The sequence below is a fragment of the Cerasibacillus sp. JNUCC 74 genome, from assembly GCF_053667775.1.
In genome coordinates this window covers 3,928,621-3,952,906 of record NZ_CM132207.1, presented here as the reverse complement: position 1 = coordinate 3,952,906, position 24,286 = coordinate 3,928,621, and the positions used below count along the sequence as shown (strand labels likewise).

Genomic DNA, 24,286 nt, shown 5'->3' with positions numbered 1-24,286 from the left:
AACTCTAATAGGGAGCTAATGAGATGGAAAATACAGTGGCAATTAGTGAAGAAGAAGTGAAAAGGTATTATATTTTACAGCAGGAGAAAAAAGAAATGGAGCATGAAATGAAACAATTAAAGAAAAAATTTCATCATTTTTTAGATGAATCCGCAGGTAAGAATAAAAGGGGGGAAATTCATCGCGGTGATTACTGTATACAGCGACAAATTCGCACTTCTATTTATTACACCCCTGAGATAACAGTGAACAAATTAGAGGAAATGCAATTATCCGATTTTGTTATTACAGAAAAACGTCCAGACACCGAAAAACTGGAAGCTGCAATTAGGTTGGGGCTAGTAAATGAAGAGGACTTTGCTGACTGTAAAGACACAAAGATAACGCAGGCTATTGTTGTCAGAACCGCTAAGTAAAATAGCAAAATTAAAGCGCTGATATGATGAAATCAGCGCTTTTTTATAAACTATTTCTATGGAATATCATCATAGCAGATTTTCTATTACTATAAGTGTATATTTAAAAAGAAAAGCATAATAGGAAGAAATTTTTACTACATGATATTTTTCCAAGCCAATTAGTTACACTTAATCAAAAATAAACCGTTGATAAATATGAACGCTTGTTTTCCGAACTTCTTGTATGTCTCTTGAAGTATAAAAACTTTTACATCAAATAGCCTCTCAGCTATCAGTAACATGTTTTTATTAGAAAAAAAGGAATTCTTATTTCTTTGGACGTAACAATATAGTATGATACTTTATAAGATTTATATAGTGAAACAGTCAGAATTTTGCTTCACCCCTACTGAATGTTGGGAAAACAAAGCGGGAATTTAGGTGCCGTTATCTATCGCTTAGAATACTCGTATTCTCTATAACTCTGGAAGTGGGAGTCTTACGGCACCTTACATTCGGAATAAAAGTGTGAACAAAACCAAAGGGAGAAGGTGGTAATTTGCAAGTTAATCGTTTGCCAGCTCTTATTTTTGCTATGAGTGTCTTATATATTTTTATTATTCCCTCCGAACCTATCCAGTTAAAATTGTTTTTTAAATTAGTCCCAATGATACTAATTATAATGTACGCCTTCTTGAAATTACCAAAGCAAAAAACAAAAACACATTGGCTACTTTTGATTGGATTAGGCTTTTGCACCATCGGTGATGGAACGTTGCATTGGTTTGTTGTTGGTCTTACAGCCTTTTTGATTGGTCATTTATTCTATCTAACTAGTTTTCTTTTTCAATGGAGATTTTCCAAATGGAGGGTTGCATGTGTTCTCCCCATCATGATTTATTCCTTGCTGTTTGGAAGTAAACTTATCCATGCACTTTCGAATTCTGAAGAACAAGCCCTCATTTTCCCTGTTAGTTTCTATATTATTGCCATCGCTAGTATGGCTTGGTTTGCCATTATGACAGGAAATGGCTTTGTCATCTTAGGCAGTATCTTATTTGTTATTTCGGACTCTATTTTGGCATGGAATATGTTTGTTTCGCCTGTTAACTATGAGCATGTACTCGTTATGTCTACGTATTATGCTGCTCAATTTTTCATTGCCCATAGCATCAGCAGGTTAGGTAAAAAGCAAACACGCATAGTTTGGTAAATGGAGGGAAGAAATCGACCACTGAAAGTATGAAACATGCAGAAACATTTTATTTAAACAAACTACAAACATTAGCCATTGAGACTCGAAATAGGTTAGCGACTTCTGACGAGATATGCAACTTCATTCAAGGAGAGCTTTTCTCCTTGAAAAACCGCGATGTGTCGCTGTCGTGGTTTTTTCTTGTCCTTGAAAAAGGAAGGCACTTTTTCTACGTGCGATGTGTTGCTGTCGTGGTTTTTTCTTGTCCTGTCAATCCAAACGAGGGTACTTAAATTGCCCCTACTTAGATTTATTCGTATTCTCTATCACTTTGGAAGCGGGAGTCTTACCACGGCTTACATCTGATAAAAGAAGAAGAAAGGATGCTTTTTCCTATTTTTAAAATAAGTATCTTGCGTTACTCAATAGCGAGGTATATACTATTGTCAGGTATTACACATTATACAATAGTGAAATAAGGTGAATTTCTTCTATGAAGACTTAAACGAATAAAAATCAAGTAGACTCAGCTTTGTCCTAATTATAAATGGATAGATTTATATCTTTCAATATTGAAAGGTAAATGTAAGGAAAAACAAACGATCATTCTACTTTCTAGTGGTATGATTCATTTAGAAGTGATCCTATCGCTAGCGCTACTTGGAAAAATACATCTTAAGTCGTACCTAGTTTTATTTCCTTTAGCCAATTAACAAAGGGATTTATAATTTATACAATAATGAAGTGGTTATAAATAATTGTACTCACCCAATCATATAAAATTGCTTTCTTGTTGTAATCCTTACATTACTTCAACTAAAACTTTAGAAAGGAAGTAAAATAATGAAAAAAATACTTGTAACGTCATTCTTATTTTTGGCTGGCTTAGCAGTCATGCTACTAGTTACGATCATTCAAAAATCTAGCATGTTAATTGCAAAAAAATGACCAAGCAATAACTTTAAATTTACGGAGGTAACCTAATGGCTAATGCAGCAATGGAATTAGTTAACTTGAAAAAAACGATTGGGAAAAAAGAAATTATCAAAGGACTCTCCTTCTCTATTCAATCTGGGGAAGTGTTCGGTTTTATTGGACCAAATGGTGCCGGGAAAACCACAACCATTCGCATGATGGTTGGATTAATCAACATCACGGAAGGAGACGTTTTAATTCAAGGAAACAGCATTAAAACAGACTTTAAAAAAGCCATTCGTGAAGTCGGTGCGATTGTAGAAAATCCGGAAATGTACCCTTTTATGACTGGTTGGCAAAATTTAAAACATTACGCTCGTATGATGCCGGGTGTTACAAAAGAACGAATGCAAGAAGTAGTCAAGCTAATGGGCCTTGAGAAGCCAATCCATGAAAGGGCTGGAAAATATTCATTAGGAATGCGGCAACGTTTAGGGATCGCTCAGGCATTGTTACATAAACCATCCGTATTAATACTTGACGAACCTACTAATGGGTTAGACCCAGCAGGAATTCGTGAAATGCGTGAGCATATTCGCAAGTTAGCTAAGGAGGAAAATGTAGCTATTATCATTTCCAGCCACTTGTTGTCTGAGATTGAACAAATGTGTGATCGTATCGGGATTATTAAAAATGGTAAGCTTATTAAGCTTCAACAAGTTGGAGAAGTAGAAAATGATAACCTGCTGCATCATCTGAAAGTAGCCCCTATGGATCAAGCAAAACAAATATTAAATGAACAACTCCAATTAGAGGCAGTAGAATTAGATGGAAATCTATCATTCCGCTGTAAAAAAGAACAAATTCCAAAAATTATTAAATGTATGGTTGAAAACAATTGCGCTATTTATCAAATAACAACAGCAAATGGTTCGTTAGAGGATCAATTCTTTGAACTGATTGGAGAGAATACAATTGAGTAGAATGATAAAGCTTATTCATAATGAACAAGTAAAAATATATACAAAAAAATCTACCTGGCTTATGTATCTCATCTTAGCCGGATTAATTTTCACTTTTGCCTTTACCACCAATTACTACCGTGTTCCGAATGAAAACTACCAAGGTGATAACTGGCGTCAAGAATTGAAAGAAGAAAATCAAAAATTAACTAAGGAAATGGAAAAAGACGAATTTGCAGCAAGCAATAATCCTTATCTTATCGAGAAAAACAATTATTATTTAGAACAGGATATTCAACCAGCTGCTTATGACGCTTGGCAGTTCGTTGGAGAAAACGCTGGGTTATTAATGGTTGTCAGTTTATTAGTGATTATAATTGCCGCGGGAATCGTTGCCAACGAATTCCGTTGGGGAACCATTAAGCTGCTACTCATTCGCCCAATTGAAAGAAGTGGCATCCTGCTTTCCAAATATATTGCAGTTTTATTATTCGCATTATATACGCTTATGTTTCTCTTTATCACATCATGGCTAATTGGAGCAATCTTCTTTGGGGTTAGCGATATAGACGCTACCATTGTTAAAGATGCTAAAGATGGTTTTACATCTATTCCCTTAATAAAAGATATATTCACTAATTATAGTTTTCGACTAGTGGATCTTCTTATGATGACCACCCTAGCATTTATGATTTCAACCGTGTTCCGTAATAGCTCCTTAGCAATCGGTGTTTCCCTGTTTTTATTGATGGGCGGATCTTCTATTGTTCAGATGCTTGCAGATAAAGAATGGGTAAAATACATTTTGTTCGCCAATACGGATTTAAGACAATACTTTGGAGGGAATTCGCCAATGATTGAAGGGATGACATTGGGCTTTTCCATTACTGTCTTGATTGCCTACTATGTTGTTTTCATATTGACTTCGTGGATCGTGTTTATGAAACGAGACGTTGCAGGACAATAATCATAGATTTCTAAGGAAGAGAGCTGCTTTCCTATCCCCTGCTCTCTTCCTTTTTTGGCTATCTTATTTTTCAAAAATAAACATTGAACCTAATCCATCTGCAAATACTCATCCAATTATTCCGATTTTTAACATCCCCTCATTTGTCGAGGGAAAAATCCCCGGTACTAGAAGGTAGCTTCGTCGTTTAATTGCATTGCTAGCTATAGGGAACTTCAATTTCTTTCCACATTGGCTCCTCACATCCCAATGTTTTCTTTAACCCGTCAGAAGTTCTGCCGTTCGTTCATTATTAAATAAGTTCCTGTACTTTTGTTCTTTTTTAATTCCCTTTTTAGAATATTGTCTATACAGTAATGATGAACAAATAAAAGCAAACAAAGTGGTCGGTCAATGAAGTTATGCTTTGGTAAAATCAAGTAAGCAAGCTTTTCTACTTCCATTAAAGCCGTGTGTTATAAACATTGGATGATGCAATTATTGATAAGTAGATCACGAGTGTTGCATAAATAATCCCTGAAATTTAAAATACTCACTGTCATCAAAATTAGGTATTAGTACATACAGAGAAAAGTCCTTTAGCGACATGCTGTAATGGAAAAGATAAAAAAACTTGGCTAGTCCAAATCTTTATGGCGAAAGCTATCGTTTTTCTTATACTATAAAGCCTATATACTTTTCATAGTACAGAAAAAAATATAAAATTTCGGATATTATTAGAAAACGGCAAAAGAAGTGGATATTAAGAAAGTAGGGGATCAATTTGAAAAAAAAACTTTGAAGATTTGCTAATAACACTTCATATTGAATTTGAACATTTTCTATTCCTATTGAAGCAAGGAAGAGAAATTGAGTTTTTTTATAATAATAAAGGGTATTTTATTCCTCATTACAAAGAAGGAAGAGTTTTATTAGACGACGAAGGAGAAAATTTAACCCCATATATCAAAAATGAGGAAGAGTTTGTAGAAAAAGCTAAAATAGATGGATTAACACTAAAAAAACTTTTTCAAAATAAAAATGATCAAGTGGAAATAGGAACTGTTTTTTAAAATGGATTTTATGACATGAACCTTTTAAAAAGAAAAAGCAAAAAACAGAAGATTGGTAAAAAATTTAATGATTGTGGAGACTTCTACTATACGATTTGGTAGAAGTCTTTTTTTGTGAAGGTAAGCTATGACTAGACCAGCAATAATTATAGTAAGTACGTTTGTTATACCAAGGGAAAAAGAATATCAAGATTATATTAAGTATATGAAGAGATAAAGGAAAAGTTTTAGCAAGGACAAAAAACGTTTTACCACTTTTGGGAGAATGTTATTTCCTTTATTATCACAAAACAAATGAACTTTTTAGTACCTTCCTTATATGTGACAAAATTGAAAGATGATTGTAAGAAAAAACAAACTAATAATTCCTTCTCTCATGTTACTATTTGTGTGGATTGAATATTGTCTCCCAACTTCATCGCTTAAACCCAGTTTATGTAAACATAAATAAATTTAGCCAATCATCTTATAGGGGGAATTACATACATGGAAATAATTACGGATACGTGGACAATCATTCAATATTTACTACTGGGACTGGTACAGGGAATTACTGAGCCGCTCCCCATTTCTTCCAGTGGACATATTGTTATTGTTCGTGAATTGTTTGGGATTGAAACAAAAGGGCTCTCCTTTGAAATATTTGTGAATTTTGCTTCTCTATTAGCTATTTTACTGATTTATCGTCATGATATCATGCGGTTAATAAAAAATGGGAGTCTTTACCTCATGAAAGGAAACGATACGTATAAAAATGACTTTCATTTTATTATGTATCTTATCATCGCTACAATACCAGTAGGGGTGATCGGGCTATTGTTTAACGATGTGATTGGGGAAATCCTAAGTGGTACAAATGTCGTTGGATTTACCTTGTTAATCACAGCTGCTGCGGTATGGATTATTCGTCATCGGAGCGGGAAAAAAGCAGATGAAGATTTATCAACAAAAGATGCACTCATTGTTGGTATTGCCCAGACTTTTGCCGTTATGCCTGGAATTAGCCGTTCCGGAGCAAGCATTGTCGCGTCCATGCTAGTTGGTATGAAGCAGGAAACGGCACTTCGTTTCTCCTTTCTATTATATATACCGGTTAGTTTAGGTACAACGATCATAGAAGTTCCTGACTTTATAATAAGTCCAGAATTTAGTACATTGCTAGTCCCTAATCTGATTGCTTTCTTTGCCTCATTTATAGCTACTTATGTTGCATTTAAATGGCTTAAAAATATCATGGCTAAAGGCAATTTAGGTTATTTTTCATATTACTGTCTTATTGTTGGTATACTTGTCATCCTATTTCTATAGACTTAATCAACTGCAAAAGGAAACGGTTTCGTTTATGCATTGATTTTTCCTAATATTGGTGTTATGATAATTGTAATAATAAATATTCGATCACATGTTACTAATACGATTAGGCATGGTGGTATAATAGAGTGACTATTGTGACTCTGTATACTACCGTGCCTTTTTTGCTATAACTAAAAAGACATACTCCCTTAGTCGCAAAATAGTAAAAATCAAACTCAGAATAGCAAGGAGTGCAAGAAATGTTAAAGAACCTATTTAAAAAATCAAAAGAACAAGCTATTTATGCACCATTAAACGGAGAAATAGTTCCTTTAGAAGAAGTACCTGATCCTGTTTTTAATCAAAAAATGATGGGAGAAGGAATTGCAATTATCCCCAGTGAAGGAAAACTACTTTCACCGATAGATGGAAAAGTTGTGCAAATACCGGAAACAAAACATGCAATTGGACTTGCTACAAACGATGGCACGGAAATCCTCATTCATGTAGGGTTGGAAACGGTTAGTTTAAAAGGGGAAGGATTTGAACTAAAAGTTGCTGCAGGCGATACGGTCACTAAAGGGCAACCACTGATGGAAATAGACTTAGATTATATTAAACAACACGCATCTAGCATCATTACGCCGATTATTATCACAAACAGCAATGAGCGAAAGCTTACATTTACAGAGGAAAAACAAAGTGTTGCAAGTGAAACTGTTATTATGAATGTAACTGCTTAAGCTTCATTATAAATTACGGTATTGGATGGTTTCTAGTTTGTGCTTTTTTAACAAACGGAAACACTTGATTAGCAACTGGATAAACCGCCCTCTTATCGGGGGCGGACGACGTTGCACTCCCCAAGAAGGTTACTAATTTTGTCGGTGTTTATTTTGACTTTAGGGGATTCCAGTTGCTGCCTTTCCATACATGTCTTGAAAGCCCTGGATTTTTCTTAGAAACTGGCTAGTATCCATTTTCTGGTGTAAACAACTTAGGTACATTTATACATAAAATGAAACATCTATCAGTAGAGCTTTTCCTTCACCCACTACTGATAGAAATAAAAACAAAGGTTAACATCTCAGGCGTCCTTGAAAAAGAAGTTCACTTTTTCTACATGCAATGTGTCGCTGTCGTGGTTTTTCTTGTCTTATCGACCCGAACAAAACGGGCATTTAGGTGCCGTTATCTCCAACTTAAACTTCTTCGTATTCGCTAAACTCTTGAATTGGGAGTCTTTCAGCACCTTAGAGACGGGTCACGTTAAAGTTTTCTTTTGTATGCAAATTGGATAACAGTAACATAGCTAATCAATAAAATTTCTCCTAAGCAAAGCTGAAGCATGTACTATTCGCAATTTATTCTGCGTAAAATGAAATATCATAGATCCCTAAAACCACAGGTAAGAATACAGGCATCTAAAGGAGGTGACCTCCGGTGAGAATTACAAAAATCTTAAATAATAACGCAGTAATCGTAACAGATGGCAAGCAGGAAAAAATCGCAATTGGTGCTGGTGTAGCCTTTAATAAAAAAAGAAAAGATATTGTTAATCCAGCAAAAATTGAAAAACTATTTGTACTAAAAGAAAATGAAAAATTGCAGGAGTTGATCATGCGAATCCCGGAAGAACACTTGCTAATATCAGAAGAAATTATCGCTTATGCTGAAAAGCAATTAAGTACAAACCTGAATGAGCATATTCTTTTAGCATTGACTGATCATCTCTCATTTGCTATTGAACGCAGCAAAGAAGGAATTTACTTAAAAAATAAGCTCTTGCAAGAAATTAAAATTATGTACCGAGAAGAATTTAATATTGGACTTTGGGCAATTAATCACGTAAAAGACAAACTAAATATGGAACTGCCCATCGATGAAGCAGGTTTTATAGCTCTTCACATCCACACAATGAAAATTAAAGGAGGTGATTTGCACGAAACGGTAAGACAAACAGCGATTGTAAAAGACATGATTGAAGCCATTCAGAATGATTTAAACATGACCTTTAATGAAGGTGCAATTGCTTATGAACGATTAATGACCCATCTAAGGTTTGCCTTGAATAGAGTAAATCACTGTGAAGCTCATTCCTTAGATGAAGAAATGCTAGCGATGATTAAAAAAAAGTTTAAACGATCGTACCGTTGTTCTGTTAACGTAGCTAAAAAAGTTGCTGCAAATCATGGAATTGAGCTGCCTCCGGAAGAATTGGGCTATATTACATTGCATATCGAACGCCTTAAAAAATACCAATAATACAAGCTGATTTTATTCCTTTTAAGTTGGTAGCGCTTTCAAACGAATGACTAACTATTATGTCATTACAGTATCATTCAGGCCTTCGTTCATAACAATTATAAGGAGGAATTTATTATGATGAATTATGTGCAACGACTCGGTCGGTCTCTTATGCTTCCAGTAGCTGTACTTCCTGCGGCTGCAATATTATCGGGGATTGGCTATTGGATTGACAGCGACCAAGTAAATCCTGTAGCTGTTTTTCTAAATCAAGCAGGTAATTCTATTATTGGTAACATCCCAATTTTATTTGCGATTGGGGTTGCATTAGGATTGGCAAAAAATAAGGACGGTTCAGCTGCATTAAGTGGCCTGGTCGGTTTTTTAGTTGTGACAACCCTGCTTTCTACTGATTCTGTTGCCCTACTGCAAGGAATTGAGATAGAAAGTGTAAATCCGGCATTTGAGCAAATCAAAAATGTTTTTATTGGTATTATATCTGGTATTGTTGCATCCATTATGTATAACCGCTTTAGTCATGTACAACTTCCTGATTCTTTAGCCTTTTTTAGTGGAAAACGGCTTGTACCAATTATGACATCCGTAGTTATGATGTTTGTTTCCGGTCTTTTATTTTTCATTTGGCCCGTTGTCTATAACTCACTAGTATCATTTGGAACGGCAATCAGTGATTTAGGCGCTATCGGTGCAGGTCTCTACGGATTTTTTAACCGCTTATTAATTCCAACCGGCTTGCATCATGCCTTAAACTCCGTGTTTTGGTTTGATGTAGCAGGTATTGATGATATTGGTAAATTCCGTGATGGTACAGGTATCAAGGGTATAACTGGTATGTATCAAGCAGGTTTCTTCCCAATTATGATGTTTGGTTTACCAGCTGCCGCGCTTGCTATGTACCATACAGCAAAAACAAAAAGAAGAAAACAGGCAGCTTCATTGCTCTTAGCAACAGCATTCGCCGCATTTTTTACAGGTGTTACAGAACCCCTTGAATTCTCATTTATGTTCTTAGCTCCTGCACTTTATGTTGTTCACGCAATGCTTACAGGTTTTTCTTTAGCAATTGCTGCTTTCTTCCAATGGACATCTGGTTTTGGCTTTAGCGCCGGTTTTATCGATTATATCTTAAGTTATCCATTACCATTAGCTAATAAACCATACATGTTAATTGTTCAAGGTTTAGTATTTGCAGTTATTTATTACTTCCTCTTCCGCTTCCTCATTAAAAAATTAGACTTAAAAACACCAGGAAGAGAAGATGATGAATTATTAGAAGAAGAAAGTGTAGATGAAATCAAGTCTGATCAACGCTTTGCTAAAATGGCAGCACAAATTTATGACGGACTGGGCGGAGATACTAATGTGGCATCCATCGAGAACTGTGTCACCCGTTTACGTGTTGAGGTAAGAGATATAAGTAATGTCGATGAAGCAAAAATCAAAGCTACTGGTGTACCTGGTATCAATAAAGTTGGAGCAAAGAGTATCCACGTTATCGTTGGTACAAATGTTCAATTTGTTGCTGATGAAATTGATAAAATTCGAAAATAATAACAAAGAAGAAAGTGCTAGATAAGTAGATGCACACAACGCAAAGCGAATCTAGGATTTACTATTAATCCGCCTTTCTGCCAGATAGACAGAAAGGCGGATTTTAATATTTTATTTAATCTTTCAAGTTTAAAAGATAAAATTCCATAAGCCGAACAGCTTTAGTAAGATATTATCTCTGATTTGGTTTTTGTTGAAAAAGTATGATCAAGTTAACCTACGAAATTACGTTGAAGGAGTCATTTTTATTTATGTTCTGTTACTTTTTCTGCAAAAAACGATCCTATAATTATCCATACACTTCTTGTATACTAGGAGTAAAGGAGGAGAGGCATATATGTTTAAAAAACTATTTAACTCCATGGGGATTGGGTCAGCAAAGGTCGATGCAAAAATAAATAAAACAGACTTTATACCAGGAGAGACTGTAGAAGGTGTATTGGAAGTAGAAGGTGGAAACTCTGAACAACAGATTGATAAAGTCTATGTAAGTATCTTAACGAATTATACTGTGGAAAGTAGCGATAAAGAATATACCAATAATCGACATATGATTAAACGCTACCAGCTCACGGATGCGTTTGTTATAAAACCAGAAGAAAAAAAGTCCATCCCTTTTAGCTTCCAACTACCTCTACGTACACCAGCATCATTAGGAAAAACTAAAGTATGGTTGGAAACTGGGATGGATATTAAAAAAGCATTGGATCCTAGGGATAGTGATTACATACAAGTCAAACCCCACCCGCTAGTCGATGCTTTTCTCGATGCAGCAGATCGTCTTGGCTTTGAATTAAGAGAAGTGGAATGTGAATTTGCCCCAAGTACATTTCCATTAAAAAAAGAGTTTCCAATTGTTCAAGAATTTGAGTTTAAACCGACTAGCGGAAAATACAAACGGAAATTAGATGAGTTAGAAGCTGCATTTTTCGTATACGAATCGGAAGTAGTAGTGCTTGTAGAAGTCGATCGAAAAATGAGAAACAAAGACTTCTTTACAGACTTGTTTGAATTGGATGAGAGTAAAGCGACGATTCGCTACGGCTTTGATGATGTTGACGATTTATCAGATCGATTAGCAGCATTAATCAAAGAAAATATGTAACGGTTTTCACTTTTTAATCAAATGGCGGTAAAGCTTATACAAATAAGCTTACCCCCTTTTTTATGTCAGAAATTGTATCAATCACTCACCGCAATTATATAAATAGTCACATATATTCAATTAATGGTAAAATTATGTGTTTTTTTGAAACCGTTCACAATCACTTTTAACGGTGTTATAATAAAATTTCCGCACTCTATCAGCCCGCTTTGATAGATAGTTAAACTACTTAAAAACCACGCGTATTAAACGCATGCCTTTCATTTATTATAAAAGTTTCATACAAGGGGGAATCTAGCAACATGAATCAATTTACCATTTGGCATTTAATGATGGATATTAGTATAATATCCGCTTTACTTTTAGTTGGTACGATACTTCGGGCAAAAGTTAAATGGATTCAATCTTTGTTTTTACCTGCTAGTATGATTGCCGGATTTATTGGACTTGCACTTGGGCCAAGCGGCTGGAACCTTCTACCTTTTTCGGATCAGCTCGGCACCTATCCTAGTCTGTTAATTGCAGTGATATTCGCTGCCATCCCAATTGGTGCAGCAAAAGTCCATATGTCAGAAGTGTTTCAACGCGTTCGTAATATGTTCTCCTATTCCATGATCCTCATCTTATCGATGTGGGGAGCAGGAGCATTATTCGGAATACTCTTTTTAAATCCATTATTTTCTGATTTGCCAAGTGGCTTTGGTCTGATATTAGGAGCGGGCTTCGTTGGCGGTCACGGGACAGCAGCAGCAGTTGGAGAAGGCTTTGCTCATGCTGGCTGGAACGAGGCAATGGATCTTGCCATGACCTCAGCTACAGTTGGAATTTTAGTTGCAGTACTGGGAGGGTTGTTTCTCGTCAAGCGCAGTACAGAACAAGGAAAAACCAAATTCATCACCAGCTTTAAAGATCTTCCCAATGAATTACAATCGGGACTAATTCCACATCATAAGCGTTCCTATATGGGGGTCGAAACCGTTTCTCCCAATTCCATTGATCCATTCGTGCTACATGTAGCTGTTATAGCGTTTGTCATTGGAATAGCTTATTGGATTACGAACATACTGTCTGATTTAATGCCAGCAGTATCTGTTCCATTATTCAGTATCGCTTTTGTCGTTGGACTTTTATTTCAATCCCTTAGTCGTAAAGTAAAAGCAGATGATTATATTGATCAACGAGTCATGGAGCGAATCGGCGGAACAGCAACTGATTTCCTTGTAGCTATTGGGATTGCATCCATTAATCTTACGGTCGTTATGGAGTATGCTCTACCACTTATTATTCTGTTTGCATTCGGGATCTTATGGGCATATATTTTATTCCGCTTTGTGGGTCCTAATATATTTCAGGACTTCTGGTTGGAAAAGTCCCTGTTTGGTTGGGGCTGGAGTACGGGTACAGTGGCAATGGGACTTGCTCTTTTGCGCATTGTTGATCCGGAGCTCAAAAGTAAAACTCCGGAAGATTATGCACTGGCTTATATCGGTGTTGCACCGGCTGAGATCGCCGTTATCACCTTTACACCAATTCTGTTTGCCGCCGGGCTCACGTGGGTCATTCCGCTTGTTCTTTTACTCGGTACCGCCATTATTATTGGAGTTTACAAATATACAGGTTGGTGGGGAGCTAGAAAAAACAACATTGATGAATATAATATGCCGAGCTAGTAGTTAGCTCGGCACTGGTAATTTCGTTTATACAACAGCTGGACCAACTAAGGAAAGCGGCTGTTTACCTAAAATAAGACCTGTTAATTTCCCATATCCTATTTGCTTATACGCATCTAATAGTTGTTTTAGATCCTTAACTTTTTGGTTTCTTTTTAACTTGTCTATTTCTTCCTCATACACCTTTAAAATATACTCGTCATGCACTTTTGGGCGAAACTTGCTTGGGTCTTCATCCATAATGATACAACCCATATATTGGAAGTTAAATTGTAATTGTCTTGTTAAGTGAATAATACGTAAAAATTGCTGGTATACTTCAGGTTTAGTTGCTTTAAATTTTGCAATTGCCCGCTTTGCCTGAACTAGCTCTTCATAGCTTGATGTAATAATCAATTCTTATCTCCCCTTCTTTCTTATTCATCCCAAGGCTTTTTAACTGATAATTTAGCAACTAAATCCTTATTTTGCTGCCGTTTCAGCTTACGGATTTTTGCCCTTTCTTCTCCAGTCTTATAGAGAAATTTTTCCTCTTCTGACTCTGGAATAATTTCTGGTACCTCTGTTGGCTTTTTAGCTTCATCTAATGCAACAAAGGTTAGGAATGCCGTAGCTGCAATTCGACGCTCAGCTGTTATCATATCTTCTGCAATCACTTTACAGAAGATTTCCATAGAGCTTCTACCTGTATAACATACAAAGGATTCAATACATACCGAATCACTTTGTCGAATTGGCGAATTAAAGTTCACTGAGTCTGTAGAAGCGGTCACGCACTCCTTTACTCGTGCATGTCTCCTTGCTGACAAGGTGGCACATGCATCTAACTTCTTCATTAAAACTCCACCGAACAAAGTGTGGTAATTATTTAAATCGTTAATCAAAACTTGATCATTTTGAACGATTCGCGTATCTTTACACTTTTTCGCGCGCATTGTATCACCTTATCTATTCAATTTTATTCTTTCTAACTCAGGTCTATTATATTCCCCAATGGTGGCTTTCGTAAAATGCCGATATTAGATGCCATGCATAACAAAATGTTATGTAAGGGCTTTAATTACATTTTTTATCTTTTAGAAGGTGATTAGAATAACGGAAGAGGTGAACTACCTTTGCTATAACTAAGAGAGCGAGAAGATTAACGCAAGCGTAAAAAAACAATTGAACATAAATTTTACCTTTATGTTCAATTTTTCACATTTTTTGCTACATCTTAAATTAAAACTGTACGATATAAACGATGAGCTTAAAAAATCGGCATTGCTCAATATTATACAATATAATTTAAAGGCGGTGAAATTCATGTTAATAACTACAAAGAAACACAAGGTAATCTTATTATTATTGCTTAGTATACTGTTTTTATTTGTTTCAAATAAGTCCCTAGCGGAAGCTAATGCAACTGTGCCAGCTATACCGGATAAAAAAGAGCAATACGCTGATTTTCTTAATAAACTGACTTTGTTTATAAATCAAAAAGTTGGTAGTGAGATAAGTTCTGATTCCTTAGAAAATAATCTGACTGATAAGAATTTTAAAAAAGCTATAGCGCAGAGAGAGTTACTTCGCAAGGCAGGCGCCTCAACAATTGAAGACTTCGTAACTACACCAGAAAAAAAGGAATTTATGGACTGGTTGCTTGATAACACAGAAGCGATGAATCTTTTCTTAGAAGGCGGAGAGCCGGATACTGAATATGCAAAGGCATTTAACGTATGGTTTGAAATCTGGAGTAAAGACCCTGATTCACATACTGGTTATGAATTAAAGTTGGCAATTGCCTCTGCTATGAAATTCGGAAATGGGGTGCCCAAATGGTATACTTCAAGGACTTTAGTAACACCATATGAAAGGTATGAGTATTATAAGGTTCGTGAAGCGGAAGGTAAGTTTCCTGTAAGTATGAAAACAAGAACAGTATGGGAAATAAGAAATACTATAGCTGCTCCAGCTAGTAACTGGGATTTAGATTATGTAAGAGAAGTAATTCATAAAGATAGATATAATGCAAATAACCAAAAAGTATCTGTATGGTATCCACCGTATACTTTTATTAGTAAGTATAAAGATGAAAATGGAAATCCATACAGTGTATTTAGTGCTAGTGGAGATCAGTTTTTTGGTCCTGATGCAACAATTAAAGAAGTACATGAAATAGGAGGAGTTTGTGGTACTGCATCTAAGTTTGGTAGTATTGTGCACAATTCATTTGGTATTCCTGGATTTTTAATTGGACAACCCGGGCATGCTGCTCACGTTTTTCATTCACCTAATTCTCCAGGAAAATGGGATATTGGTTATGATGTATCCGGCTGGGGAAATTCAGGTATAGGTGAGCGTACGAATATTCCCTATACGAACTATAACGATGTCATAAATAGAGTTGCATATTGGTTTGCATATGAAGAGTCAAGAGTTGATGAAGATAAACTTCACAAATCATATCAGCTTAAATGGATTGCAGATGCACTGAAAGATTACGATAAAGCTCAGTCAGTACGTAAAGTTGCAATGGAAATGGATAAATGGAGTATAGATGTATGGAGAGATTATCTACATTCCATGAAGGATTTATGGCAGGATGCGGTAGATAAAACACAAATACCATCCGCTAACATAACAGCAACAACTACCAGTTTCCATGCAAATGAAGGAGCTGACAAAGCGATTGATGGGAACAGTGATACTATTTGGCATACAAACTATGGCAGAAAAAGAAGTACCCTTCCACAATCAATCACTCTTTCTTTTGATAAAGTATATGAAATTAATAAATTCTCATATTTCCCAAGAAAAGGAGGAGGAAATGGTAATATCACGGAATATAAACTTTATACAAGCCTTGATGGGGAAAATTATGAATTAGTTTCACATGGGAATTGGGCAAACAATTCTAGCACAAAAACGTTAGAATTTAAAACGAGAAATGCAAAATATCTTAAACTGGAAGCCTTAAAAGGTCATAACGATTTTGCATCTGCTTCAGAACTTAAAGTATATCAACCATTGAAAAACAAGCCGATTACGCAGGCTGAATGGGATGAAACTGCTTCTTCTATCATAAACAATTTTGAAGACCAGCCAGCAGTTGTATATGATTTGTTTAGATCCATACAAGACTTAGTATTAAACTCAGAGATTTCCAGAGAGAAGTATCAGAAGTATGTTGTTGATCTACATTCCGTATTAGAAAAAGCTTACAGCTCCAATTGGAAAGAAAGACAGATTGCAGAGTTCCTTCGAAATAAAATGCCTGAATATGGATTATATTTAGCTGATTTTAATTTTGATGGAGACAATGCTGGTAAATTAATGGGAAGTAAGACAGATACGGAATACAGCCTTGATGGAGGTAAAACTTGGGAACCTGTAAGAGAAGTAAATATGAAGCTAAGTGATGAAGAAATAGCTTCCATTACAGCAGAGAATGGTATTAGAGTGAGACTCATAGGTACCAAGGAATACCTTGTTATTCCTATATACAAAGCACCTTCACTTCCTAGGATTTATGCAAACGATGACATAAATAAATTATTTGGAATGAATGACAGGGTTTATTATAGCATAGACAATGGAAAAACTTGGACAAAGTATGAAGCAGAAGATAAGCTTCCAGATTTGTCAGGTGATTTAAAATTTATGACTAGAATTCCTGCTCAAGGTAAGACTTTAGGAAGCGAAATAAAGAGCTTTGACTTTAGTAGTAAAGTAGATCCTTCACTAATTCTTCCATCAGATATTGTTAGTGTTAAAGCTGATGCTGATAGGGATAATCCAGTTAAATATGCATATGACGGGAATATTTATTCCTTCTGGCATACTAATTTTCACGAAAATATAAAGCCACTACCACAAGCAATCACATTTGAGCTTAAGGATATAAGTAACCTCTATAAGCTTGAATATGTGCCAAGACAAGACGGTATCTCTAATGGGCGTATAACTGAGTATAAGATTTATGCAAGTAAAGACGGTGTAAACTATAAGCTTGTTTCAAAAGGTAAATGGACAGATGATGATAAAACAAAAACTGCCACATTTAATGCGCGAAATACAAAGTATATAAAGCTTGAAGCGATAAAAGCAGGGAGAAATTTTGTATCTGCTGCAGAAATAAGACTTTTTAAAACGAATGATCCAACACCCCATGTAAGCTTTAGCTTTGATGGTAACCATGCAGGAAAGCTTATAGGTACAAATACAGATATGGAATACAGCATGGATGGTGGAGAAACTTGGAAGGCAGTAACTGAAGTTAATATGTCACTAACATCAGAAGAATTAAGGAATATTCGTCCTAATACAATTATGAAGGTAAGATTCAAAAATTCAAAAGAAACTGCTGAAATTAGTTTTGCAGCTTGTTCAAAGACCCCGAAAGTAGAAGGAAATGATACGGAAAATACAATTACTGGGCTAGATAACACGATGGAATATAGTACGGATAATGGTGCAACTTGGACTAGATATAATGGAAAATTCAATGTGGATTTAAGAGGTAATTTAAAATTAATAGTAAGAACTGCGGCAACAGGTACAACTCTTGCCGGAAGTGATGTAATATTACATTACACAGCAGAAAAGACAAAACCATTTGACGAAAGAGTATTATATAAGTTCATCAATAAGGCTACTGGAAAGAGTATCGATGTTGCTAGTGGTAGCCGTTCAGAAAATGCTACATTTATTCAATATGGATACGGTGGAGGTGGTAACCAAACTGCATATTTAGTTTCTGTAGGTGAAAATGAATACAAAATTGGAATGAGACATAGCAGAAAAGTATTATCGCCAAAAGAACTAAGTGATAAAGAAGGTACTGTATTGGCTCAAACCACTTATACTGGGCTTGATATTCAAAAATGGAATATTGTAAATTTAGGTAATGATGAATATCAGATAATTAATGTAGCAACTGGATATGCTATATCTGGTGAGAACGATCATTATACAATTAAAAATAGTAAACTTGTTCATAATAATAATCAGGTTTGGAAGGTATTTTATGTTCAAAATGTAGTTGTTCCAGATGTAAGCTTTAGTTTTGACGGCGACCATGCAGGAAGAATGATGGGAACCGATAAGACAATGGAATATACCATAGATAGCGGTAAAACTTGGAAGTCAATAACTGAAAATAACATGTTGCTTGCTAAGAATGACTTAAATGCAATTAAAGCTGAACATGGAATTAAAGTTAGAATTAAAGACAATGCAGGTATTGCTAATATTGATATTAATAATGCTCCCAACGTTCCAGATGTTCAAGCTGATGATAATAAAAATATTGTAGAAGGAATAAATTCTTCTATGGAATATAGTGTGGATAATGGAGAAACATGGGTAAGATATTCAGAAAGCAATCCACCTACGTTTATAAGTGATATGGATGTATTAGTAAGAATTGCAGGTAAAGGTGTAATTCCTCCTAGTGATTTTAAAGAATTAAGCTTTACATCTAAAATTACGATTCCTCTTTATAAAGAGTTTCATCCAATGGATTATATTACAGTAAAAGATCCAGAAGGAAAAGATATTACTAGCAATATTGAAGTGGTGAAAAATACGGTAGATGTAAATAAAAAAGGGATATATTCAGTTACCTATAAAATTTCACAAGGTGATGATGAAACAACCATTACAAAAGAAGTAGAAGTAGTAAGTGATATGGATTACTTAAGTGATCTTGATTATAAGAGCGGAAAGAGCGGATGGAGAAGCATTAAGAAAGATACGAATGTTAGCGGTGGTCCTATTGTTTTACATTCAAAATATGGAAAAGATACCTTTAAAAAGGGAATAACAGCTCATGCAGCCTCAGAGATAATATATAGTGTGGAAGATACTGGATATACCAATTTTCAAAGTTATGTTGGGCTAGATGATACTGCATACAACTCAGGAGCTAGTGTAATATTTAAAGTTTATGTAGATGGAGCTTTAAAATATGATTCTGGCGTTGTTACTTCAAAAACTCCATATAAATATGTAAATGTGGCTATTAAAGATGCAAAAGAAGTAAAACTTGTAGTAGATTCAAATGGAAATAACAGTTCTGATCATTCCGTATGGGCAGATGCTAAGTTTGTATCAAAAGATTCAGCACCTGTATTGAAGCTACTAATGTAGCTTATGAAAAAGATGATGTGATTCATTTTGATGAAATCCTAAAGAAAGTTAAAGCAACAGATATGGAAGATGGAGATTTAACTTCAAAGGTTACGTATACTACAAATTATACAAAAGGAAGCACAGGAAACTTTGATATTGTGTACAGCGTAACAGATAGTGAAGGGTACAAAACAGAAAAGACTGTAAAGCTTATCGTAGTAAATAGCAGCATATATGTATCAGATACGGATTGGGTATCAGCAAAATCAGGATGGGGCAGTACTAAAAAGGATTTAACCATTAGTGGTACACCGCTTCGTCTATGGGATGGGGAAAAAGAAGTCACTTATGAAAAAGGTATAGGAACGCATGCTTATTCAGAGACTATTTATGATTTGGAAGGTAAAAATTATGGTTATTTTACAAGCTATGTAGGTGGGTCTAGAGATGGTAATAACAGGACCTCTGTAGTATTCAAGGTTTATGTAGATGGAAAGCTAGTAAAAGAAACGGAGGTTATGAAAAAAGATACAGCTCAAGAATTTATAAAGGTGAACATTGCTGGCGCAAAACAATTAAAATTAGTGGTTACAGATGGCGGCAATGGAGGGGGAAATGACAGTGCTATATGGGGAGATGCTAAATTCCTTATAGCAGATAAAAATGTTATTTCTGTAGATACTTCTAAGCTTAGTGAAGCTGTAGAAAAAGCAGAGCGTTTAAAAGAAGAAGATTATGAAAAAGATTCATGGAAAGTACTTCAAGAAAAATTAAGTGTCGGAAAATCTGTTCTAAGCAATGAAAGGGCTGAACAAACGGAAATAGACAATGCTAATCATGATATAAATTCTGCTATTACGCAGCTACAAAAATTTAAGGGAAAAAGTCCTGTAATCCATGCTGCAGATGTAACTTTTACCGAAGGAAATCAAGTAAATTTTGATGCTATTTTGGCTAAAGTTACAGCAACAGATGTTGAAGATGGTGATTTAACTTCAAAAATTACCTATACTACAAATTATGTTGAAAATAAAGTAGGTGAGTTTCTAATAGAATATAAAGTAGTAGATAGTAATGGAAATTTATCAACAAAAATAGTTAAACTAACAGTGACACCAGCTCAAAAAGAGAATTTTGACTATGCAAGTGATATAGAGTGGGTATCAGCAAGATCAGGATGGCGTAGTACTAAAAAGGATTTAACCATTAATGGTACACCGCTTCGTCTCTGGGATGGGGAAAAAGAAGTCACTTATGAAAAAGGTATAGGAACGCATGCTCATTCAGAAACGATTTATGATTTAACTGGCAAAGATTATAGCTTTTTTACAAGTTATGTAGGTGTATCTAGAGAAGCTAATAATAGAGGTTCTGTAGCATTTAAAGTTTATGTAGATGGCAAGCTTGTAGAGGAAACGGATGTTATGAAAAAAGATACAGCTCAAAAATTGATGAAGGTGAATATTGCTGGAGCAAAACAATTAAAATTAGTGGTTACAGATGGCGGCAATGGAAAGGGAAATGACTGGGCTATATGGGGGGATGCTAAATTTCTTTATAATGGTAAATAAAGATGTAGGACTTTCCAAGTACAACTGACTACTATATGTATTAAAAAGAGGATGTTGTGAAAAACACCTCAACCAATAAAAAAACCTGTAGACAAGTCACTTAAAAACCTCTTGTCTATAGGTTTTTCTCTTATAAGTAATAAAAGCGCTGCATTGAGTTATGAAAAATGCTGATGCAGAACATATACGAAGTCCGTTCATTCACTGGATGAGCTTAAGACAGAGAAAATGTGTTTATCCTACTTAAAAAAGCCCACTACCAATAAAAAAGCAGAAAAAAATTAGATTAATGTTTCCTTAGCAAACCGTATAAATTCCTGCATGACAGACGAAAGATGCCCATCTTTTTTCCAAATTAACGCTAATTCCCATTTTATCGTTGGATTAGCAACAGAAATAGATGTAACCTTATCTGTTAGCTCTCTACAAGTACTATCTGGTAAGAAAGTAATCCCAACATTGGATGCTACCATTTCTTCAATGAAATCCAACTGCGATGTCTCTAAAATGATTTTAGGTTCAAATCCTGTATCCTTACAAGCAGACACGATACTTTCACGTAAAGAAAAGTCGTTATTAAACATAATAAAGGATTCTTCTTTCAACTCGTTTAATGTAATCTTCTTTTTATGCGCGAAACGATGGGTAGTTGGGACAATCAATTTTAATCCTTCTTGAATAAATGTATAAGAGGCAAAATCATCCTGTGTAGGTAAAACGACAACTCCAAAATCCAACTCGCCTTCGTTCACCTTTTCCTCAATTCGTTTTGACCCATCTTCTTCCAATTGAAACGTAATATCTGGATATTTTCGATGGAAGGAGGCAATGAATTGCGAAAAGAAAAATGCATTTGTAATCGATGGCAAACCGATACGCATATGGCCTTTTTTCAGTTGTTGAAACTGCTCTAAGTCAAATAACATCGCCTGATATTGTTTATCTATTTTTTTAGCATGCTCATGCAATACTTTACCGGCTTCTGTTAACACTAATTTTTTTCGTGAACGGATAAATAATGGAAACCCAAGTTCTTCTTCAAGTGATTTTATAATTCGACTAATCGCTGGCTGGGTGATGTACAATTGATTTGCAGCTTGCGTAAAACTCCCTGTTTTCGTAACTTCCATAAAATACTGTAAATGCTTGATTTCCACTTTCCTTCTCTGCTCCCCCTAAATGATTATTACCTTTTAAAACGAAAATTTGGCTAGCCAAGCCTTTAACGAAGCTGGTCTAGTTACGTACCTTATCCGTTAATTTTTTCACTGTCGAGTCTGCTTCTACGCTAGATTTCAGATTTTATTTATGTCTAAAGTTACGTTTCACCTCTTATAACAAAGCGCTTTCTTTTTTAATGGTACACAACAAACTTTTTAGATAACATGTAAAAACAAATTATCTTACCATCGCTAATTTCAGATTAATCATTTCAAAAAAGCGATCCACCATGTTGATACCGATATAATTTTCTAAGCAATAAATACAACATCCCATCATGTCCAATGTCTATTTGCTCTAGACTTGTCACCCTTCTTTCTCCTTGATATAAGCCTGTTTCACTATGAAGCTCATAAAACCCTCCCACGTACTAAGAATAGTCTGGCATTAATATAATAGTAACACAATTATTTTATTTACATCTTTGTGAAGGTTTATAATTATTATTATAATTGCTAAACTATTAATCAAACTTCTTTATTTTTCTGTAACATTTGCGATGGCATTGTAGCTAGACACAGCTTTTTTATATTTTATCTTTACTTTCATCAAATTTTCATATTCCTTTTTTATACTAGGTGAAGATTTGGTATGAACTTGGAGGACAGCATATGCTATCAACTACTGTGTTAATGACGATTGCGATTAATACAATAAGTATTGCTGCTGGTTTAGCTATTTATTATATAAGCAGCAAACTGGGAGTGAACGAAAGAAAAAAAGTAATCGAGCAGTTAACTTCTTATATCATTAATTTTGTCCTTTTTATTTGGCTGGCAAAAATTATTTGGCAATTCCCCTTGTTTATCTCAGATCCTGTTGCTGTATTAGCTTATCCAAGTAATGCCCAAGCCTTTTATTTGGCACTTTTCCTGATACTCATCCAAATAAGCTATCATCGTAAAAAGCGTGGTCTGAATATCCAAGAATTGCTGTTTCATTTTATTCCAGTATTCCTTTCAGCATCTTTCACCTATCAATTTATTGATATCGTTTGGCTTAATAACCAATTTGCTTGGGGAAATTTTCTATTAATGATGTTCTTGCTTCTCTTATTTTTACGTTTACGAGGACGTCTGCAACAGCGTATACTGATCATCACCATCACATTATGTTGGGTAATGGGAAAGCTGATTCTGAGCAATCTATTGCCATATACAACCATTTTCGGATATATGATCCATCCACTACTCTATATCGTTGTTGGTATGATTTGCATGGTTTTATTTGTAATTAGAAGAAAGAGGGTGTCTTTATGACAGCGACAGCTGATCTAACAATCTGGTTAGCATTAGGGGCGGGAATGCTTTCATTCCTTTCTCCCTGTACATTACCGATTTTTCCGGCGTATTTATCATATATAACCGGAATGAGCGTTAAAGAACTAGAAACAAATCATCATGTAAAAATAAGAAGCAAACTGCTTATTCATGCGATTTTCTTCTTACTGGGTGTATCACTCATCTTTATCAGCCTGGGAATAGGAGTTTCGTTCTTAGGTCAATGGATACAAGGACTATTAGCTGGGGAATCCGGCGAATTTATCCAACGAATTGCTGGGATTTTTATTATTATCATGGGATTATTTGTTGGCGGCTGGTTAAAAGTTACTTCATTTATGAAAGAGAAGCGATTTCAATTCTCGAAAAAACCAGTTGGCTATTTAGGCACTATTTTTGTTGGGATGGGCTTCGCTGCAGGTTGGACCCCTTGTATTGGACCAATTTTCGCGTCCATCTTAGTCGTTGCAGCTGCTAACCCGACACAAGGGGCATGGTATACGCTCTTCTATGTTATTGGTTTTGCGTTGCCATTTCTCATTCTAACCTTTTTCCTCGGTTCAACACGGTGGATTGTCAAATATAGCGGCATTATCATGAAGATTGGTGCAGTTATTATGATTCTTATGGGGATACTATTATTTTTCGGATTAATGCCAAGAATTTCCGCGTTTTTATTAAATCTTGTAAAAGATACATGGCTGGTAAACTTAGGTTAGGAGGA

General features: G+C 35.2%; 18 protein-coding genes. 15 read left to right on the top strand and 3 right to left on the bottom strand.

Features of this window, described 5'->3' with window-relative positions:
* The first annotated feature begins 23 nt into the window (after nucleotides 1-23).
* The 11 genes from JNUCC74_RS17445 to JNUCC74_RS17395 all read left to right on the top strand — a co-directional run bounded on the left by JNUCC74_RS17445 (nucleotide 24) and on the right by JNUCC74_RS17395 (nucleotide 13,376).
* A complete protein-coding gene (locus JNUCC74_RS17445; protein WP_077318677.1) occupies nucleotides 24-416 on the top strand; it encodes a hypothetical protein in 393 nt (130 codons plus the stop codon).
* A gap of 541 nt (nucleotides 417-957) precedes the next feature.
* Complete coding sequence (locus JNUCC74_RS17440; RefSeq protein ID WP_454066290.1) at nucleotides 958-1,611, top strand: lysoplasmalogenase; 654 nt, start codon at nucleotides 958-960, stop codon at nucleotides 1,609-1,611.
* Between the two features lie 965 nt (nucleotides 1,612-2,576).
* On the top strand, nucleotides 2,577-3,491 hold the full coding sequence (locus JNUCC74_RS17435) for an ABC transporter ATP-binding protein (RefSeq protein WP_077318679.1): 915 nt from the start codon (nucleotides 2,577-2,579) through the stop codon (nucleotides 3,489-3,491).
* A gap of 1 nt (nucleotide 3,492) precedes the next feature.
* Entirely contained in the window at nucleotides 3,493-4,437 is a 945-nt protein-coding gene (locus tag JNUCC74_RS17430; RefSeq protein WP_454067917.1) for an ABC transporter permease, read from the top strand.
* Between the two features lie 830 nt (nucleotides 4,438-5,267).
* Entirely contained in the window at nucleotides 5,268-5,489 is a 222-nt protein-coding gene (locus JNUCC74_RS17425) for a hypothetical protein (RefSeq protein ID WP_454066289.1), read from the top strand.
* 495 nt (nucleotides 5,490-5,984) lie between these two features.
* Complete coding sequence (locus JNUCC74_RS17420) at nucleotides 5,985-6,797, top strand: undecaprenyl-diphosphate phosphatase (protein ID WP_454067916.1); 813 nt, start codon at nucleotides 5,985-5,987, stop codon at nucleotides 6,795-6,797.
* Between the two features lie 245 nt (nucleotides 6,798-7,042).
* The gene (locus JNUCC74_RS17415) at nucleotides 7,043-7,525 is read left to right on the top strand and encodes a PTS sugar transporter subunit IIA (protein ID WP_454066288.1); all 483 of its coding nucleotides are present in this window, start codon (nucleotides 7,043-7,045) and stop codon (nucleotides 7,523-7,525) included.
* 700 nt (nucleotides 7,526-8,225) lie between these two features.
* Complete coding sequence (locus tag JNUCC74_RS17410; protein WP_454066287.1) at nucleotides 8,226-9,047, top strand: PRD domain-containing protein; 822 nt, start codon at nucleotides 8,226-8,228, stop codon at nucleotides 9,045-9,047.
* 117 nt (nucleotides 9,048-9,164) lie between these two features.
* Nucleotides 9,165-10,601 (top strand): N-acetylglucosamine-specific PTS transporter subunit IIBC, encoded by a 1,437-nt coding sequence (gene nagE, locus JNUCC74_RS17405; RefSeq protein WP_454066286.1) that lies wholly within the window; start codon nucleotides 9,165-9,167, stop codon nucleotides 10,599-10,601.
* A 337-nt stretch (nucleotides 10,602-10,938) separates the two neighbouring features.
* Nucleotides 10,939-11,706 (top strand): sporulation protein, encoded by a 768-nt coding sequence (locus JNUCC74_RS17400; RefSeq protein ID WP_454066285.1) that lies wholly within the window; start codon nucleotides 10,939-10,941, stop codon nucleotides 11,704-11,706.
* Nucleotides 11,707-12,008: 302 nt separating this feature from the next.
* Complete coding sequence (locus tag JNUCC74_RS17395; RefSeq protein ID WP_454066284.1) at nucleotides 12,009-13,376, top strand: sodium/glutamate symporter; 1,368 nt, start codon at nucleotides 12,009-12,011, stop codon at nucleotides 13,374-13,376.
* 27 nt (nucleotides 13,377-13,403) lie between these two features.
* Here the strand turns inward: JNUCC74_RS17395 and JNUCC74_RS17390 are convergent, their stop codons facing one another.
* Together JNUCC74_RS17390 and JNUCC74_RS17385 are read right to left on the bottom strand one after the other, a co-directional pair.
* Nucleotides 13,404-13,772, bottom strand: a complete 369-nt coding sequence (locus JNUCC74_RS17390) for a hypothetical protein (protein WP_454066283.1) — start codon at nucleotides 13,770-13,772, stop codon at nucleotides 13,404-13,406.
* 20 nt (nucleotides 13,773-13,792) lie between these two features.
* A complete protein-coding gene (locus tag JNUCC74_RS17385) occupies nucleotides 13,793-14,311 on the bottom strand; it encodes an acyl-CoA thioesterase (protein ID WP_077318688.1) in 519 nt (172 codons plus the stop codon).
* 370 nt (nucleotides 14,312-14,681) lie between these two features.
* Between JNUCC74_RS17385 and JNUCC74_RS17380 the strand changes: the two genes are divergently transcribed.
* Nucleotides 14,682-19,508, top strand: coding sequence for a DUF4073 domain-containing protein (locus JNUCC74_RS17380; protein WP_454066282.1), 4,827 nt, complete (start codon nucleotides 14,682-14,684; stop codon nucleotides 19,506-19,508).
* A 17-nt stretch (nucleotides 19,509-19,525) separates the two neighbouring features.
* A complete protein-coding gene (locus tag JNUCC74_RS17375; RefSeq protein WP_454066281.1) occupies nucleotides 19,526-21,061 on the top strand; it encodes an NPCBM/NEW2 domain-containing protein in 1,536 nt (511 codons plus the stop codon).
* 281 nt (nucleotides 21,062-21,342) lie between these two features.
* On the opposite strand, the gene JNUCC74_RS17370 is transcribed toward JNUCC74_RS17375, so the two are convergent.
* Nucleotides 21,343-22,218 (bottom strand): LysR family transcriptional regulator, encoded by an 876-nt coding sequence (locus JNUCC74_RS17370; protein WP_454066280.1) that lies wholly within the window; start codon nucleotides 22,216-22,218, stop codon nucleotides 21,343-21,345.
* A 675-nt stretch (nucleotides 22,219-22,893) separates the two neighbouring features.
* Here JNUCC74_RS17370 and JNUCC74_RS17365 point away from each other — a divergent pair.
* Both JNUCC74_RS17365 and JNUCC74_RS17360 read left to right on the top strand, forming a co-directional pair.
* Entirely contained in the window at nucleotides 22,894-23,541 is a 648-nt protein-coding gene (locus tag JNUCC74_RS17365; protein ID WP_454066279.1) for a hypothetical protein, read from the top strand.
* Nucleotides 23,538-24,281 (top strand): cytochrome c biogenesis CcdA family protein, encoded by a 744-nt coding sequence (locus JNUCC74_RS17360; protein WP_454066278.1) that lies wholly within the window; start codon nucleotides 23,538-23,540, stop codon nucleotides 24,279-24,281. The genes JNUCC74_RS17365 and JNUCC74_RS17360 overlap by 4 nt, the downstream gene beginning before the upstream one ends.
* The last annotated feature ends 5 nt before the right edge of the window (nucleotides 24,282-24,286 follow it).